At 68.1% G+C, this 16,018-nt stretch carries 16 protein-coding genes; 7 read left to right on the forward strand and 9 right to left on the reverse strand.

From position 1 onward, the window contains the following. Window positions 1-61: 61 nt before the first annotated feature. The 5 genes from ON20_RS01985 to ON20_RS02005 all read right to left on the reverse strand — a co-directional run bounded on the left by ON20_RS01985 (window position 62) and on the right by ON20_RS02005 (window position 5,943). Entirely contained in the window at window positions 62-1,114 is a 1,053-nt protein-coding gene (locus ON20_RS01985; protein ID WP_040833104.1) for an acyl-CoA dehydrogenase family protein, read from the reverse strand. Between the two features lie 158 nt (window positions 1,115-1,272). Beyond that, entirely contained in the window at window positions 1,273-2,313 is a 1,041-nt protein-coding gene (locus tag ON20_RS01990; RefSeq protein ID WP_040833105.1) for an acyl-CoA dehydrogenase family protein, read from the reverse strand. After that, on the reverse strand, window positions 2,310-3,449 hold the full coding sequence (locus ON20_RS01995) for an acyl-CoA dehydrogenase family protein (RefSeq protein WP_040833106.1): 1,140 nt from the start codon (window positions 3,447-3,449) through the stop codon (window positions 2,310-2,312). The genes ON20_RS01990 and ON20_RS01995 overlap by 4 nt, the downstream gene beginning before the upstream one ends. A gap of 2 nt (window positions 3,450-3,451) precedes the next feature. After that, window positions 3,452-4,372, reverse strand: a complete 921-nt coding sequence (locus ON20_RS02000; protein WP_051161421.1) for an enoyl-CoA hydratase — start codon at window positions 4,370-4,372, stop codon at window positions 3,452-3,454. Further along, window positions 4,372-5,943, reverse strand: a complete 1,572-nt coding sequence (locus tag ON20_RS02005; protein WP_051161423.1) for a FadD3 family acyl-CoA ligase — start codon at window positions 5,941-5,943, stop codon at window positions 4,372-4,374. The genes ON20_RS02000 and ON20_RS02005 overlap by 1 nt, the downstream gene beginning before the upstream one ends. Window positions 5,944-6,133: 190 nt before the next feature. Between ON20_RS02005 and ON20_RS02010 the strand changes: the two genes are divergently transcribed. The 6 genes from ON20_RS02010 (at window position 6,134) to ON20_RS02035 (ending at window position 11,712) form a co-directional block, all read left to right on the forward strand. Further along, entirely contained in the window at window positions 6,134-7,297 is a 1,164-nt protein-coding gene (locus tag ON20_RS02010; RefSeq protein ID WP_040833123.1) for an acyl-CoA dehydrogenase family protein, read from the forward strand. Continuing rightward, window positions 7,294-8,091, forward strand: coding sequence for an SDR family oxidoreductase (locus ON20_RS02015; protein WP_040833107.1), 798 nt, complete (start codon window positions 7,294-7,296; stop codon window positions 8,089-8,091). Before ON20_RS02010 ends, ON20_RS02015 begins: the two co-directional genes overlap by 4 nt. A 99-nt stretch (window positions 8,092-8,190) precedes the next feature. Then, window positions 8,191-8,919 carry a hypothetical protein gene (locus ON20_RS02020; RefSeq protein ID WP_040833108.1) on the forward strand — a complete coding sequence of 243 codons (729 nt, stop codon included), beginning with the start codon at window positions 8,191-8,193 and terminating at the stop codon, window positions 8,917-8,919. Between the two features lie 73 nt (window positions 8,920-8,992). Beyond that, window positions 8,993-9,604: a TetR/AcrR family transcriptional regulator gene (locus ON20_RS02025; RefSeq protein ID WP_051161425.1), complete on the forward strand. Its 612-nt coding sequence runs from the start codon at window positions 8,993-8,995 to the stop codon at window positions 9,602-9,604. A gap of 44 nt (window positions 9,605-9,648) precedes the next feature. Continuing rightward, window positions 9,649-10,803, forward strand: coding sequence for an acetyl-CoA C-acetyltransferase (locus ON20_RS02030; protein ID WP_040833125.1), 1,155 nt, complete (start codon window positions 9,649-9,651; stop codon window positions 10,801-10,803). 156 nt (window positions 10,804-10,959) lie between these two features. Then, window positions 10,960-11,712, forward strand: coding sequence for a DUF427 domain-containing protein (locus ON20_RS02035; RefSeq protein ID WP_040833109.1), 753 nt, complete (start codon window positions 10,960-10,962; stop codon window positions 11,710-11,712). Window positions 11,713-11,972: 260 nt separating this feature from the next. Here ON20_RS02035 and ON20_RS02040 read toward each other — a convergent pair whose 3' ends face one another. The 4 genes from ON20_RS02040 to ON20_RS02055 are packed head-to-tail and all read right to left on the reverse strand — an operon-like array spanning window position 11,973 to window position 15,479. After that, window positions 11,973-13,067, reverse strand: a complete 1,095-nt coding sequence (locus ON20_RS02040; protein WP_040833110.1) for an NAD(P)H-dependent flavin oxidoreductase — start codon at window positions 13,065-13,067, stop codon at window positions 11,973-11,975. Continuing rightward, on the reverse strand, window positions 13,064-13,822 hold the full coding sequence (locus tag ON20_RS02045; RefSeq protein ID WP_040833111.1) for a CoA-transferase subunit beta: 759 nt from the start codon (window positions 13,820-13,822) through the stop codon (window positions 13,064-13,066). The genes ON20_RS02040 and ON20_RS02045 overlap by 4 nt, the downstream gene beginning before the upstream one ends. Then, window positions 13,819-14,697, reverse strand: a complete 879-nt coding sequence (locus ON20_RS02050; protein WP_086008897.1) for a CoA transferase subunit A — start codon at window positions 14,695-14,697, stop codon at window positions 13,819-13,821. The genes ON20_RS02045 and ON20_RS02050 overlap by 4 nt, the downstream gene beginning before the upstream one ends. 17 nt (window positions 14,698-14,714) lie before the next feature. Further along, window positions 14,715-15,479, reverse strand: a complete 765-nt coding sequence (locus ON20_RS02055; RefSeq protein ID WP_040833127.1) for an enoyl-CoA hydratase family protein — start codon at window positions 15,477-15,479, stop codon at window positions 14,715-14,717. Between the two features lie 58 nt (window positions 15,480-15,537). On the opposite strand from ON20_RS02055, the gene ON20_RS02060 reads away from it, so the two are divergent. Continuing rightward, window positions 15,538-16,018: SDR family NAD(P)-dependent oxidoreductase (locus tag ON20_RS02060; RefSeq protein WP_040833112.1), on the forward strand; the 481-nt coding region annotated here is incomplete at its 3' end.

The following is a 16,018-nucleotide window of genomic DNA, read 5'->3' on the forward strand; positions in this document are numbered from 1 at the left end:
GGTAGGTGTCGCCCGAAGCTCGCAACGGCGGGGCCTTCCGCGCCGCGCGGATTCCAGGAGGTTACGCGAGTTGCGCGGGGCGGCCGGGGGTACCGAAGAGGTGAGTGTCGCCGTGGGCGCGCTTGAAGTACAGGTGCGCGTCGTGTTCCCAGGTGATGGCTATACCGCCGTGCAACTGGATGGTTTCGGCGGCTACGGCGGAGAAGGTCTCGCGGCATTGGCGAAGGGCCACCCAGACGTCCTCCGCGGCCGACGGGCTGTCCTCGGCCACGGCGAACGTGGCGACCAGGGACGCGGATTTGGCGGATTCGACCAGCACGTACATATCGGCCATCCGGTGTTTGAGGGCCTGGAAGCTGCCGATGGCACGACCGAACTGGACCCGGGATTTGGTGTATTCGACGGTCATCTCCAGGCAGTATTCGGCCGCACCCACCTGTTCGGCGGCGAGGGCCGCCCAGGCGATACGGCGCAGCCGCTCGATCACCGGCGCGGGGTCGGCGGTGCCGAGGCGTCGGGCCGGGGCGGCGGTGAAAGTGACCTCCGACAGGGCGCGTGTGGGGTCCATGGTCGCGACGCGGCGGCGTCGCACACCCGAGGCGTGTGGGTCGACCTCGTACAGACCGGTTTCGGTCACCACGATCAGGGTGTCGGCGACGGTGCCGCCGAGGACGTAGTGGGCGGTCCCGTCCACGGTGTCACCGGTGGCCCGGACGCCGAACTCATCCCAGCCCGTGGCGTCGGCCCAGCAGACGGCCAGGGTGCGGGTGCCCTCGGCCACACCCGGCAGCAGCCGCTCGCACGCCTCGGTATCCCCGGACAGCAGGACCACCTGGGTGCCGAGCACCGCGGAGCCGAGCATCGGGACATCGACCAGGGTCCGGCCGAGTTCGCCGACCACCAGCAGGGATTCGACCAGTCCCGCGTCGAACCCGCCGTATTCCTCCGGGATCGCCAAGGCGGCGACCCCGACCTGCTCACACAGCTGCGCCCACAGGCGCGGGTCGTATCCCGGATCGCCGGACATCGCCGCGCGCACACCCGACCGGGCGTCGCGTTTGGTCAGCAGTCCGCGAACCGCCGACACCAACTCCTGCTGTTCCTCGCTGATCATTGTTTCTCCCGAAGATCACCCGATGAATGCACGGGGTCTGTCTTCACTCCTGCCCGGGCCATATGCGTGTCCCGGTGCATCCGTTCGGTTCTCGCCGTCGTCCGTCGGCTTCTTCCGGTGCGGTCGGCCCCGTGCTCGCCGTGACCGCAAGGCCGGTGCTAGGTCAGTGACCCGGTATCCACCGCGGCCGGGGTACGCAGGGCCTCGGCGATCCGGCGACGGTGCAGATCGGGCGTGCCCCACGCGGTGCGCAGGGCGGTGACCCGGGTCAACCACAGCGACAGATCGTGTTCGGCGGTGTAGCCGATGGCGCCGTGCACCTGAAGGGCGGTGCGGGCGGCGCGGTAGGCCGCATCGCCGCATGCGACGGCCGCGGCCGAGATATCGCGGGCGCGCCGCGGGGTCGCGGTGGTGAGCGCGGCCCGATACAGCAGCGGTTCGGCGAGATCGAGCGCGATCAACACATCCGCCAATTTCTGCTTGATGGCCTGGAATTCGCCGATCGGGCGGCCGAACTGTTTGCGCTGCTTCACGTAGCCGGTCGCCGCGTCCAGTAGCGCCCGGCCGGCGCCCAGCAGTTGTGCCGCGTTGGCGAGCGCCCCGAAATCGAAAGCGGCGGCACCGGGCTCGAATGCGAGGTCGGGTGTGCGTGCCTCGGCGATCAGCTCCTCGGGTTCCACGACGAACAACCGTCGGGCCGGGTCCACCGATTTCACCGCCGCGCCCACCCGGCCGGTGTACAGCCGGTGCCCGTCGACGACCAGCACGAGGTCGGCGAGGTCGGCGTCGAGGGCGACCGTCCGGTGTCCGTCGCCGGTGCGGGCGAGGGTGGCCAGGGTGGTGCCTTCGGCGATATCGGGCAGCCTGCGGCGGGCGGGTTCGGCGTCCACAGCGGCCAGGGCCCGCAGCAGAGCCGGGACGGCGGCCGCGGTCTCCACCAGTGGTCCGGGCGCGGCGGCCCGACCCACCTCGATGAACGCCACCACTTGATCCAGCGGCTCCGCGCCCAGACCGCCGTATTCCTCCTCGATGCCCAGGCCGAACATGCCGGCATCGGCGAGTTGTGCGATCAGTGTGCGGCCCGCGGCCGGGTCGTTCGCGGCCCAGGCCCGCACCGCCGCGGGCGTCTGCCCGGATTCGAGCAGTTTGCGGATACTGGCGCCGAAGTCCACCTGCTCCGGGCTGAGCGCGAACCTCATCGGCCGCCTCCTCTCGGTAGGCCGAGGAGCCGCTCGGCGATGATATTGCGTTGAATCTCGTTGGTGCCGGCGTAGATCGGGCCGGACAGGGAGAACAGGTAGCCGTCGGTCCAGCGACCGGCCTGTTCGGCGTCGGCGCCGAGCAACTCCAGTGCGGTCTCGTGCATGGCGATATCGAGTTCGGACCAGAACACCTTGGTGATCGACGATTCCGCGCCCAGTTTCCCGCCTTCGTTCAGCCGGGTGACCGTGCCCAGGGTGTGCAGCCGGTATGCCTCGCTGCCGATCCAGGCGTCCACCACGGCATCGCGGCTCGCGTCGCCGGCGTCGCCGGTTTCTTTCCACAGGTCGACCAGCCGCCGAGCGGTCGCGCTGAACCGCCCGGGACTGCGTAGGGACAGACCGCGTTCGTTACTGGAGGTGCTCATGGCCACCCGCCACCCGTCGTTGGGCGCGCCGATCACGTCTTCGTCGGGGACGAAGACGTCGTCGAGGAAGATTTCCGCGAAGCCGGGTTCGCCGTCGAGTTGGGGGATGGGGCGCACCGTGACACCGTCGGCGATGAGCGGGAACATCAGATAGGTGAGGCCGCGGTGCCGCTGCGCCTCCGGGTCGCTGCGGAACAGCCCGAACGCCCGGTCGGCGAACGCCGCTCGCGAACTCCAGGTCTTCTGCCCGCTCAGAATCCAGCCGCCGTCGGTGCGGCGCGCGGTCGAACGGATCCCGGCCAGGTCGCTTCCCGCTTCCGGTTCCGACCAGGCCTGGGCCCAGATATCGTCGCCGCGCGCCATTCGCGGTATGATCCGCTCCAGCTGTTCGGGTGTGCCGTGTTCGAACAGGGTGGGCGCCAGCAGGAAGATACCGTTCTGGCTCACCCGTCCCGGCGCGCCGGCCGCGTAGTACTCCTGTTCGAACAGCACCCATTCCAGCAGCGAGGCGTCGCGTCCGCCGAATTCCTCCGGCCACGACACCACCGACAGCCGGGCCTGCGCCATGGTGCGTTCCCATTCCCGATGTGCCTCGAAGCCGGCCTCGGTGTCCATCGAGGGCAGCGGTGTGGCGGGCACGTTGGCGGCCAGGAAATCCCGGACCTCCCGCTGGAATTCCCGGGTGCTCTCGTCGAGATCCAGATCCATCGTCAGGCCTTCCCGTCCTCCGCGGCGTCGGCCGAGACCGCCTGCGCCTTCATCGTTTTGGCATTCATCCCGGCCAGCGAGTCGGCGCCGACCTCGGCATTGTGCGCGTGGGCGAAATGGTGCAGGCCGAATACCGAGTCCATGCCCGCGCGCATGCCCATCAGGTCTTCGGCCTGGTTGACGGCTTTCTTCGTCAGTGCGAGCCCGAACTGCGGCATGGCGGCGACCTTCTCGGCCAGCGCCATGGTCTCGGCCTCCAGTTCGTCACGCGGGACGACCCGGTTGACCATGCCCCATTCCTTGGCCTGCGCGGCGCCGAACCGGTCGCCGGTGAACAGGAATTCCTTGGCGGCGCGCGGACCCATCACCCAGGGGTGCGCGAAGTACTCCACACCCGGAATGCCCATCCGCACCACCGGGTCGGAGAAGAACGAGTCCTCGGAGGCGATGATCATGTCGCAGACCCAGGCCAGCATGAGCCCGCCCGCGATACACGCGCCCTGCACCATGGCGATGGTCGGCTTGGGGATCTCCCGCCAGCGCCGACACATCCCGAGATACACCTCTATCTCCCGGGAGAACCGCAGGTCGCCGCCTTCACGGCCGACATGGTCCCACCACAGCATGGCCTTGTTCTGGTATTTCACGTGGTGGTCGCGGCCCGGAGTGCCCAGGTCGTGTCCGGCGCTGAAATGTTTCCCGTTGCCGGCCAAGACGATCACCTTGACCTCGGGGTCCTCGACGGCGCGTTCGAAGGCGGCGTCGAGGGCGTAGGTCATCACCGAGTTCTGGGCGTTGCGGTAGTCCGGCCGGTTCATGGTGACGACGGCGACCGCGCCGCGACGCTCGTAGAGCACCACATCCGGCTCGTAGGGCACACTCGCCTCGACAGGGTTGTCCGCCCGGGCGGGGTTCTCCGACATTACGAATTCTCCTCACGTAGACGGTGTTTCATCACCTTGCCGCCGGCGTTGTAGGGCAGTTGGTCGCGAAATTCGACGTAGCGCGGCACCTTGAAATTGGCCAGCGCGGCCTTGGCGTGGTCGAGCACCCGGTCCTCGGTGAGCGTGGCTCCGGGTTTGCGGACGATATATGCCTTGCCCACCTCGCCCATCCGGGTGTCGGGGACACCGATCACGGCGGATTCGGCCACCCCGTCCAGCCGGGCCAGGGCCTGTTCGATCTCGGCGGGATACACGTTGAATCCGCCGCTGATGTACATGTCCTTGAGTCGGTCGGTGATCCGCAGATAGCCGCGTTCGTCGACGGTGCCGATATCGCCGGTGTGCAGCCAGCCGTCGGCATCGATGGCCTCGGCGGTCGCCGCGGGATCGTCGAGGTAGCCGCGCATCACATTGGGGCCCCGCAGCAGCACCTCGCCGGTGTCGCCGAGTTTCAATTCGAAGTCGGCGATGGGGCGTCCGGAGGTGTTGGCGACGGTTTCGGCGTTGTCGTCCGGGCGGCACATGGTGCCGAAGCCGCCGGCCTCGGACAGGCCGTAGGCGGTGAGGACCACGGCGAAGTCGAGTTCGGAGCGCATCCGCTCGATGAGCACCACCGGGACGGTGGCGGCGCCGGTGACCGCGACCCGGAGGGTGCTCAGGTCGTACCGCGCGCGGTCGGGGTAGTCGAGGATGGACTGGTAGATCGTCGGCGGGCCGGGCAGGACGGTGATCTTCTCCTCGCCGATCAGCCGCATGGTGGTGGGGACGTCGAACACCGCCTGCGGCACCATGGCGGCCCCGGTGACCAGGCAGGCGAGGATGCCCGCCTTGTAGCCGAAGCTGTGGAAGAAGGGGTTCACGATCAGGTAGCGATCGTCTGCGTTCACGGTGGAACATTGCGCCCACGCCCGCACCACCGACAGCGACTGCCGATGTTCGATCAGCACGCCCTTGCTGCGGCCGGTGGTGCCGGAAGTGAACAGGATGTCGGAGAAGTCCTCGGGCCGGACGGCCTCCGCGCGTTCGCGAGCCTGCTCCCGGGTGACGGACGCGGCCGCGGTTTCCAGATCGGACCAGGTCAGCACGCCGTCGGGGACCGTCTCGGAGTTCTGTTCGACCGGGATCACCACCACGGTGTCGATCGCCAGTTCGGGCGCGGCCTCCCGCAGTTCGGCCAGGCGGTCGCGACGGAGGAAGGTCCCGGCGACGAACAGGGCCTTCGCATCGATCCGGCGCAGCACATCGATGACCTCGGTGGCGACATAGCGGGTGTTGAGGGGGACCAGCGCGGCCCCGCAGTAGTGTGCGGCCAGCGCGGCGACCACCCAGTGGTAGGTGTTCGGTGACCAGATCGCCACTCGGTCACCGATCCGGACACCGCGTGCGATCAGGGCGCGGGCCACGTCCTGGACCGATTCCAGCAGTTGGTTCCAGCCGAGTCGAGTCGGGCCGTCGGCCAGGGCGGGCGCGCTGCCGTAGGCGCGTGCGGCAGCGTGCAGCGCCAGCGGCGTGGTGTGCGCTGTCGGGAGCGTATGCGCGGAGGTTGTCACGGTCGTCCTCGCCGTCGTGCGGCACCGGCCGGCAGCCGGTGCCTTCGCAGGTCTACAAAGCAAGTGCTTGGTAGGTTATCCTACCGACGTGGGTGCTATCCAGACCTCAGAATCCGGTACCAATCCGGATACCGGGCGGCCTTCGGCCGAAACGGCGGCCGAGGCGGGCGCGCCGGCCGAACGCACGAGCGTGGCCGACCTGCCCGACGACGTTTTCGCCGCGCAGGTGCGGGCCTGGCTCGACGAACAGCTGAACGGGGAATTCCGGGAGCTGCGTGGCCTCGGCGGTCCCGGCCGCGAACACGAGGCCTTCGACGAGCGGTTGGAATGGGACCGGCGGCTGGCCGCCGCGGGCTGGACCTGTCTGGGGTGGCCGGTCGAGTACGGCGGGCGCGAAGCGAGCGTTGCGCAGCAGATCATCTTCCATGAGGAGTACGCGAGGGCGAACGCGCCGGCGCGGGTGTCCCATGTGGGTGAGGAACTGCTCGGGCCGACGCTGCTGGCCTTCGGCACTCCGCAACAGCGCGAACGCTTCCTGCCCGGTATCCGCACCGTGACCGAACTGTGGTGTCAGGGCTACTCCGAACCGGGGGCCGGCTCCGACCTGGCGGCGGTCTCCACCTCCGCCCGGCTGGACGGGGACGAATGGGTCGTCAACGGCCAGAAGATCTGGACCTCGCTGGCGCACGTGGCCGACTGGTGTTTCGCGGTCTGCCGCACCGAGCCCGGCTCGAAACGGCACAAGGGCCTGTCGTATCTGCTGGTGCCGATGCGTCGGCCGGGAATCGAGGTCCGGCCGATCGTGCAGCTCACCGGGACCTCCGAATTCAACGAGGTGTTCTTCGACAACGCCCGCACCGAGGCCGATCTGGTGGTCGGCGAACCCGGCGACGGTTGGCGGGTCGCCATGGGCACGCTCAATGTCGAACGCGGTATCTCCACCCTCGGCCAGCAGATCCGCTTCGCCCGAGAGCTGTCGGCCATCGAGCAACTGGCCCGCGAAACCGGCGCCATCGACGATCCCCTGCTGGTGGACGGGATCGACCGGGCCTGGGTCGGGCTGCGGGTGCTGCGCGCGCATGCCCTGCGCACCATGGCGGAGACCACCGAGGACGGCGGCCAGGCCTCGGTGGGAAAACTGCTCTGGGCCAACTGGCACCGCGGGCTCGGCGAACTGGCCATGGCGGTACGCGGTGCCGCCGGACTGGTGGCCGGCGACAACGACGATCTGGACGAATGGCAGCGGCTGTATCTGTTCACCCGCGCCGACACCATCTACGGAGGTTCGAACGAAGTGCAGCGCAACATCATTGCCGAGCGGGTGCTCGGACTCCCGCGGGAGGCCCGCTCGTGACCGGACCGCTGTCCATTGCGCCCCAGCCGATTCCGGGCCACGGACTGCTCGTCGGACGGCGCGCCGTCGTCACCGCCGCCGCCGGTACCGGAATCGGTTCCGCCACGGCTCGGCGACTGCTGTCCGAAGGTGCCGACGTCCTGGTCTCGGACTGGCACGAACGCCGACTCGAGGCCACCCGGGCCGAACTCGCCGACGAGTTCGGCGACCGCAAGGTACACGCCCTTACCTGCGATGTGACCAGCACCGAGCAGGTGGACGGACTGGTCCGCGGCGCGGCGGCGGCACTGGGCCGGGTAGATATCTTCGTCAACAATGCCGGTCTCGGCGGTGAGACACCGGTCGTGGACATGACCGATGAACAGTGGGACCGGGTCCTGGACGTCACCCTCAACGGCACCTTCCGCTGCACCCGCGCCGAATTGAACTATTTCCGCGAGGCCGGACACGGCGGGGTGATCGTCAACAACGCCAGCGTGCTCGGCTGGCGCGCCCAGTACGGCCAGGCCCACTATGCCGCCGCCAAGGCCGGTGTCATGGCACTGACCAGGTGCAGTGCCGTCGAGGCGGCCGAGTTCGGGGTGCGGATCAATGCCGTCGCGCCGAGTATCGCCCGCCACGCGTTCCTGGACCGGACCAGCTCCCCGGAACTGCTCGACCGTCTCTCCGAGCGGGAGGCGTTCGGCCGGGCGGCCGAACCGTGGGAGGTGGCGGCCACCATCGCCATGCTGGCCGGTGACTACACCACATATCTCACCGGTGAGGTGGTCTCGATCAGCAGCCAGCGCGCTTGACCGATGCCGCTGTCGGGGCCGGTCGCTGTCGGGGCTGTTTAGCCTGCTCGACGTGTGCCATTCTGAGGGGAGGTCGGATCGCACTCCCCGAAGGGGGCGATGGCTATGGAGCCGGAGCCGCGACAATTCGACAGCCAATATGAACTGGAACTGGTCCGCGATGTCGTCCTGGCTCGGCGTCGGCAGGACGCACTGGTTCTGGCCGCCCTCGAGTTCGGGACCGAACTGCTGGGCCTGGGCTCCGAGCACACCGCGATCGAACGGGCCGTCCAGTTGTTGGCCCGGCACATCGTCGACGAGACCGAGATCGCGCGCGATCCGCACGGCGCCCTGCGCGCCGATATGCTCCGCGACCGGGAGCGGGTGCGCCGGATCGCCGGTTACGGCGGCAGCACTGCCGAGGACGAACACCGCCGCCGCCGGATCGAACTGCTCTACGAGGTGCGCACCGACCTGCAGGAGGTGGTGCAGCGCTGTCGGCAGTGTCGGTTGGATGGGGTGAGCTTCACCGACGAGGTGGCCCATGCGCTCGGTGCCGTCACCGACAAGCTGGTGGTCGACGCCGATATGGAGACCTACCATGCCTGGCAGCGCGGCATGCTGTTGAAACTGAGCGAGGAGCCGCGCCGGTACGGTCCGCCGCGGGTGCTGGCGACCGTGGACGCCGGTCCCGGCCGCGAGCCGCTCGTCGTGGAGTGGGATTCCTGTGAACGCCGTCTCGCGTTGATCATGCGCATGATGCGGGCGGGGGTGTCGCCGCTGGTGATCTGTGATCGTTTGCTGGCGGATCTGTCCGCCGCCTCGCCGTTGCGGTACTCGCAGCGCTGATCGCGCCGGGTCGCCACGGCGAGCGGGCGGAAGCCGACTGTACCAAGCAAGTGCTTGGTTGTATTATATCGGAGTGTCCGCATCCGAACCCTCGAAATCAGCCCGGCGCACCGAACTGCTCACGCTGGCGGCCGACCTGTTCGCCGAGCGCGGTGTCCGCGCCACCACCGTGCGGGATATCGCCGATGCGGCCGGGATCCTCTCCGGGAGCCTCTACCACCACTTCGCTTCCAAAGAAGCGATGGTCGACGAGATCCTGCGCGGATTCCTCGACCAATTGTTCGGGCGCTACCGCGAGATCGTCGCCTCGGGCTCGAGCTCCCGCGCCACCCTCGAGGCCCTGGTCCTGGCCTCCTATGAGGCATTCGACCGTTCGCATGCCGCGGTGGCCATCTACCAGGCCGAGTCCAAACGGCTGCGCACCGCCGAGCGATTCTCCTATATCGACGACTACAACCGGGAATTCCGGGAGCTGTGGCGTCGCGTCCTCAGCGCGGGTGTGCACGACGGCAGCTTCCGCCCCGAACTGGATATCGACCTGGCCTACCGATTCCTCCGCGACACCGTCTGGGTGGCCGTCCGCTGGTACCGGCCCGGTGGTGGTGCCATCACCGTCGACACCCTCGCCAAGCAATACCTCACCCTCGTGCTCGACGGGCTCACCGTGCCCGGACACACCGATTAGGAGAACCCATGGCTACCTCCGCCTCCCGCCGCCCCTACGCCCCGCTGCGCGAGGCATACGTCATCGATGCGGTGCGCACCCCGGTCGGCAAACGCGGTGGCGCATTGGCCCGGGTCCACCCGGCCGATCTCGGCGCAGCCGCATTGCAGGGGCTGCTGAACCGCACTCCGATCGACCCGGCGAACGTCGACGACGTGATCGTGGGCTGCGTAGACAATATCGGCCCGCAGGCCGGCAATATCGGCCGTACCGCCTGGCTGGTCGCCGGATATCCGGAAGAGGTGCCCGGCGTCACGGTGGACCGACAGTGCGGTTCCAGCCAGCAGGCCATCACCTTCGGTGCCCAGGCGATCATGAGCGGCACCGCCGAGGTGATCGTCGCGGGCGGCGTGCAGAACATGAGTGCCATCCCGATCTCCGCCGCCATGCTGGCCGGTAGGGAATACGGTTTCGAGTCGCCGTTCGTCGGCGCGCAGGGCTGGGACCACCGCTACGGCACCGGTGAGGTCTCGCAGTTCCGCGGCGCGGCGATGATCGCCGAGAAATGGGGGATCGGCCGCGAGGACATGGAGCGGTGGGCGCTGCGCAGCCACGAACGCGCCCGGGCCGCGATCAAGGACGGCCGGTTCGACAACGAAATCGTCCCGGTCGGCGATTTCTGGATCGACGAGGGCCCGCGCGAGACCGGCCTGGAGAAGATGGCGGCGCTGAAACCCCTCGAGGAGGGCAGCCCGCTCACCGCTGCGGTGGCCTCGCAGATCTCCGACGGCGCCTCCGCCACCCTGCTCGCCTCCGAATGGGCGGTCCAGGAATACGGTCTCACCCCCCGCGCCCGCATCATCCATGTCAGCGCCCGCGGTGCCGACCCGCTGTACATGCTCACCGCCCCCATACCGGCCACCAGGTGGGCTTTGGAGAAGGCCGGTCTGACCATCGACGATATCGATGTGGTGGAGATCAACGAGGCGTTCGCTTCCGTGGTCCTGGCCTGGCTGAAGGAGACCGGCGCCGACCCGGAGAAGGTGAACGTCAACGGCGGCGCGATCGCGCTCGGCCACCCCCTCGGCGCCACCGGGGCCAAACTGTTCGCCACGCTGCTCAACGAACTCGAGCGCCGCAACGGACGCTACGGTCTGCTCACCATCTGCGAGGGCGGCGGCACCGCCAACGCGACCATCATCGAACGTCTGGATCGCTGAGTCCGGTACGCCGCATCCGTGCGTGGGGTCCGCCGACCGCCCGTCGGGAGGCGGGCCCCACGCCGTATCGGCCGGCCGAGCTCCACCGCCTCACCCGACATACGGTTATTCGTGTCGTGACCTGCGAGAGCCGGGTGCGGCGTAAGGTCGAGGGGTATGACCGAATCGCAGCGGGAACAGGTCCGTATCGAGACGAGTCGCAAACGGGTGCGGGTCTATTTCGGCGGTCGGTTGGTCGCCGACACCACCCGACCGGTCCTGGTCTGGGAGAACCCCCACTACCCCGCCTATTACATCCCGGTCGCGGACCTCCACGCGAAACTCGAGCCCGACGGTAGCACCCGCGACTCCGCGAGCCGCGGGGTCGGCACCGGTTACGACGTCGTGGTCGACGGCGCCACCGCTCCCGGTGCCGCGCTGCGCTACCTCGACTCGCCGCGGCCGGAACTACGGGAACTGGTACGGCTGGACTGGGATGCCATGGACGAGTGGTTCGAGGAGGACGAACCGGTCTATGTCCATCCGCGCAACCCGTACAGTCGCGTGGACATACTGACCGGCTCCCGGCATGTGCGGGTGGAGGTCGACGGCGTGACGGTCGCCGATTCGCGTGCGCCCCGCATCCTGTTCGAAACCGGCCTGCCTCCGCGGTACTACCTGCCGCTCACCGATATCCGCATGGACCTGCTACAGCCCTCCGACACCCACACCCGCTGCCCGTACAAGGGCAACGCCGACTACTGGCATCTGCGGATCGGCGAGACCGAATATCGCGATCTGGTGTGGATCTACCGCACGCCCACCCCGGAAAGCCAGAAGATCGCCGGTCTCGCCTGCTTCTATAACGAAAAGGTCGATGTATACCTCGACGGCGAACTCCAGGAGCGTCCACGCACCCCGTTCGGCTGAGTCGGGGAACGCCGTCACGGGCTCGTGCGGCTGCGTATGGAGTGGACGGCCGTGATGCCCTTGCAGGTCTTCGTGCTCGGCGGAGGCAACGACGTCGGTAGCGGCGGCAATCGTCTGTGGCTCGCGTCGAGCAGGTATCGGGCGCGGCGCAGGCATTCGTTGCGAACGATGCGAAACATCCTGTGGCCCGCAGGTTCCGATCTTGCGATACAGGGTGATCAAGGCCGTTTGCGCGGCGTCTTCGGCTCGCGTGTTCCCGATCAGCCGGCCGTATCGGGCGTGGTCTCGGCCTGCCGGGGAAGTGCACCGATCGCGACGATCCGCGCGACCGCGTCGGCGACGATGCGGTCGATGAGTTCCTGACAGGTGGGCAGGTCGTCGAGGATGCCGGTGACCTGGCCGGCCGCGAGCACTCCCGCCTCGGTATTGCCTTCCACCAGCCCGGCACGCAGCAACATGGGGGTATTGGCCGCCATGATGACCTGGGACCAGGTGAGGTCCTTGGCCTTGCGCATGGCAAGACCGTCGCGAACCATCGTCGACCATTTCATCCCGGTCATGCCCTTGAAGCGGGCGGCATTGCCGATGGCCGCGGTGAGGCCGCGAACCCGGCCGGAATGTTCCAGACGCTGGACGAGTTCGGTGTTCAGCACCCGGTGCGGCATACCGTCGACCTTGGTGGAGACGACGGTGTCCTGCAGGCTGCGGCTCAGGTACTCCTGCTTCACCGCGTCGGGAACGCTGCTCTCCCGGGTGAGCAGGAAGCGGGTGCCCATGGCGATACCGGCGGCACCGTAGGCGAGGGCGGCGGCCAGGCCGCGCCCGTCGAAGAAACCGCCGGCGGCGACCACGGGAATGTCCACCGCGTCGAGTACCGAGGGCAGCAGCAGGGTGGTGGCGATGGGACCGGTGTGCCCACCGCCCTCACCGCCCTGCACGATCACCGCGTCGGCGCCCCAGGACGCGACCTTCACCGCGTGCTTCGCGGCGCCGATGGACGGAATCACCACGACGCCCGCGTCCTTCAGTTTCGCGATGAGTTCCTTCTTCGGGGCCAGCGCGAACGAGGCCACCGCGACCTTCTCCCGAATCATCAGGTCGATGCGCTCACCGGCGTCCGAGGCGTCGGCACGGATGTTCACCCCGAACGGTTTGTCGGTCTGCGACTTGGTTTTGGCGATGGCGGCTTCCAGTTCCTCGAACGTCATGGTCGCCGAGGCGAGGATGCCGAGACCGCCGGCATTGGAGGTGGCCGAAACCAGGCCGGGACCGGCCACCCAGCCCATACCGGTCTGCACGATCGGATGCTCGATGCCGACCAGGTCGGTCAGTGCGGTGCGCAGCCGTGCGCTCATGATGCGGGAACCTCCTTCTCCCGCACCTTCTTCGGGTCGAGGACCTCACGGATGAGACGCAGTTCTTCGTCGGTGGGGAGCCGTGTCTCGACCGTATCGCCCAGTCCGGCGATCTCGAACCCGGTGTTCTCGGCGACCTCCTCGGCTGTCACACCCGGGTGCAGGCTACGGGCACGCATGGTGCGGCCCGGTCCCTCGAAGTCGAAGACTCCCAGGTTGCTGACCACACGATGGATGTTCAAGAACCGGTAGGCGGGATTGTCCGGGTCGACCTTGTCGTAGCCGACCCCGCAGACGATATCCACCTCCTCGCAGAACACCCGGCGGGTATGCCGCGGCACCCAGTAGCTGGTCGGGTGATTGATGGTGTTCCCCGGCGCACCGCGCACCCCGAACATCTGCCGGATCGGCTGCTGCAGCGGCCCGAAGGCGGACAGGTTCTGGTTGCCGTAGCGGTCGATCTGGTTGGCGCCCATCACGACGTGCCGCCGCCCGGAGGCCACTACGTCGAAGACCTTCCGGAACGGAATCCAGCCCTCGATCGGGGCCTTACCGCCCAGCGGGGGAGTCTCGGCCAAAAGCAGCGCCTCCCCGTCGGACAGCAGCAGATCCGGTTCGATGGTCAGTTTCGCCAGCCGCGCGCCGATTTGCGACATCGGCGACATCGGACTGGCCATGATTTCCCCGGCGCCGCTGAAGATCTCCGCGCAGGCGACGACGCACACCTCCGCCCGGGTGATGGTCTCGGTGCTCACTGTGCCTCCTCGAAACGGGCGACGGCGGCCTGGTAATCGTCCTCGGAGCCGCTGAGATAGGTGTTGACGAATTCCTGCCAGGTCTCCGGCGAACCGGCGGCCGCCGCATAGTGGCGCTGGAATTTCTCGTCTCGGCCGTAGCTTTCCCCGGCAAGGGTGAAATGCGCGCCGTGGGGAGCTTCGACCACACCGTCGACCATCATGCGGTTGAGCAGCAGCGCCTGCGGGGGAACGGTTTTCACCAGTTCCTCGGTGTCCACCAGCCGCTCGACCGAGAGGTAGCGTTTCTCGGCGGCCATACAGAACAGGTCGTCCATATACGGATCCACCCCCTGATACGCCGCGTTGCCGTGCGCGTCGCCGATATTCAGGTGGACCAGGGCGGCGTCGAGATTCAGCGCCGGCATGGCGATCAGGGTTTCCGATCGGCCGTCCGGTCCGGGATAGGGGGAGGTGACCGTCTTCAGTTCGCCCTCCCAGAAGTTCGGCACGTCCGAGCCCAGGCCGGCGCGGATAGGCAGGAACGGCAACCGGGCCGCGGCGGCCTCCAGTCCGCATTTGAGCATGCCCTCATCCATTTCCCGGGCCACGATCCGGCCCGAGGTGCGGGCCTGGGCGAACCAGGGATCGTAGAACGGCGCCGAGTCCAGGGATACGAAACCGTAGTAGGCTTTGCGCACCTTCCCGGCCGAGCACAGCAGCCCCAGGTCCGGGCCGCCGTAGGTGACGACCGTCAGATCGGTGATATCCGAACGCAGCAGTGCCCGTACCAGCGCCATCGGCTTGCGCCGGGAACCCCAGCCGCCGATGCCGATCGTCATTCCGCTGCGCAGCTCGCCGACCATCTGGTCGAGCGTCATCCGTTTGTCCCGCATGGTTTTCCGCTCCGCCGTCACTTGTTCTCCTTGCGTGCCGCCAGGTCCTCGTCGAAACGCTCGCGGATCTCGTCGGATACCCCGGCCAGGTTCAGTTCGAAGGTGAAGCCCTGCTCGTAGCGGTAGCTGCGGTGCACGTCCTGTAGATCGATCCCGTTGAGTGCCCGTTTGGCGGCGCGGATGACCCGGCCGTCCTTGGTGGCGATCTCCTTGGCGATCTCCAGGGCCGCGGCGTCGAGCTCGTCGCGCGGCACCACCCGCAGCACCGATCCGTAGTGGTGCAGCTGCTGTGCGGTGGCGGTGCTCGCGGTGAAGAACAGCGCCCGCATCAGATGCTGCGGCACCAGTCGGGCCAGATGGGTGGCCGCGCCGAGCGCCCCCCGGTCGACCTCGGGCAGGCCGAAGGTCGCGTCCTCGGAGGCGACGATGATGTCCGCGTTGCCGACGAGGCCGATCCCGCCGCCCAGGCAGAACCCCTGGACCGCCGCGATCACCGGAACCGGGCAGTCGTAGACCGCGCCGAAGGCCTCGAAGCAGCCGTGGTTGGCGTCGATCAGCGCCTGATGGCCGGGTTTGCGCTGGATCTCCTTGATGTCCACTCCCGCGTTGAACCCGCGGTTCTCCGCACGCAGCACCACAACACGGGTGTCGGGGTCGCGCCCGGCGGCGCGGATTTCGTCGGCGATGGCGAACCAGCCATCCGACGGTATGGCGTTGACCGGCGGATAGTCGACCGTTACTACGGCGACACCGGCGGTCTCCGAATGGCGAGAGATCCCCATCGCGTATCCCATCTCGAGCATCTTGGCTAAGCAAGCAATTGCTTGGTAGGTTAACACGGTGGCACTCGAAATCGACCTGTCCGATCGCGTCGTTCTGGTAACCGGCGGCGTCCGCGGTGTCGGCGCGGGGATAAGCCGGGCCCTCTTGACCGCCGGGGCGACCGTGGTGGCCTGTGCGCGGCGCCCGGCAGATCAGGCGGTGGAAGCGGCGGGACGGAGTATCGACTTCCTGGCGTGCGATGTGCGTGACGGCGAGGCGGTGCAAGAGCTGATCGAGACGATCGTGCGGCGCTACGGTCGTCTCGACCACCTGGTCAACAACGCCGGTGGCGCGCCGTACGCACTGGCCGCCGACGCCAGTAGGAAGTTCCACACCAAGATCGTCGAGTTGAACCTGCTCGCAGCCCTGCACATGTCCCAGGCGGCCAATGCGGTGATGCAGCGACAGGACGACGGCGGCTCGATTGTCAACATCTCCAGCCTCAGCGGGCATCGCCCGTCGCCGGGAACCGCCGCCTACGGTGCGGCCAAGGCCGGGG

The sequence above is a fragment of the Nocardia brevicatena NBRC 12119 genome, from assembly GCF_000308495.1.
Taxonomy (GTDB): Bacteria; Actinomycetota; Actinomycetes; order Mycobacteriales; family Mycobacteriaceae; genus Nocardia; species Nocardia brevicatena.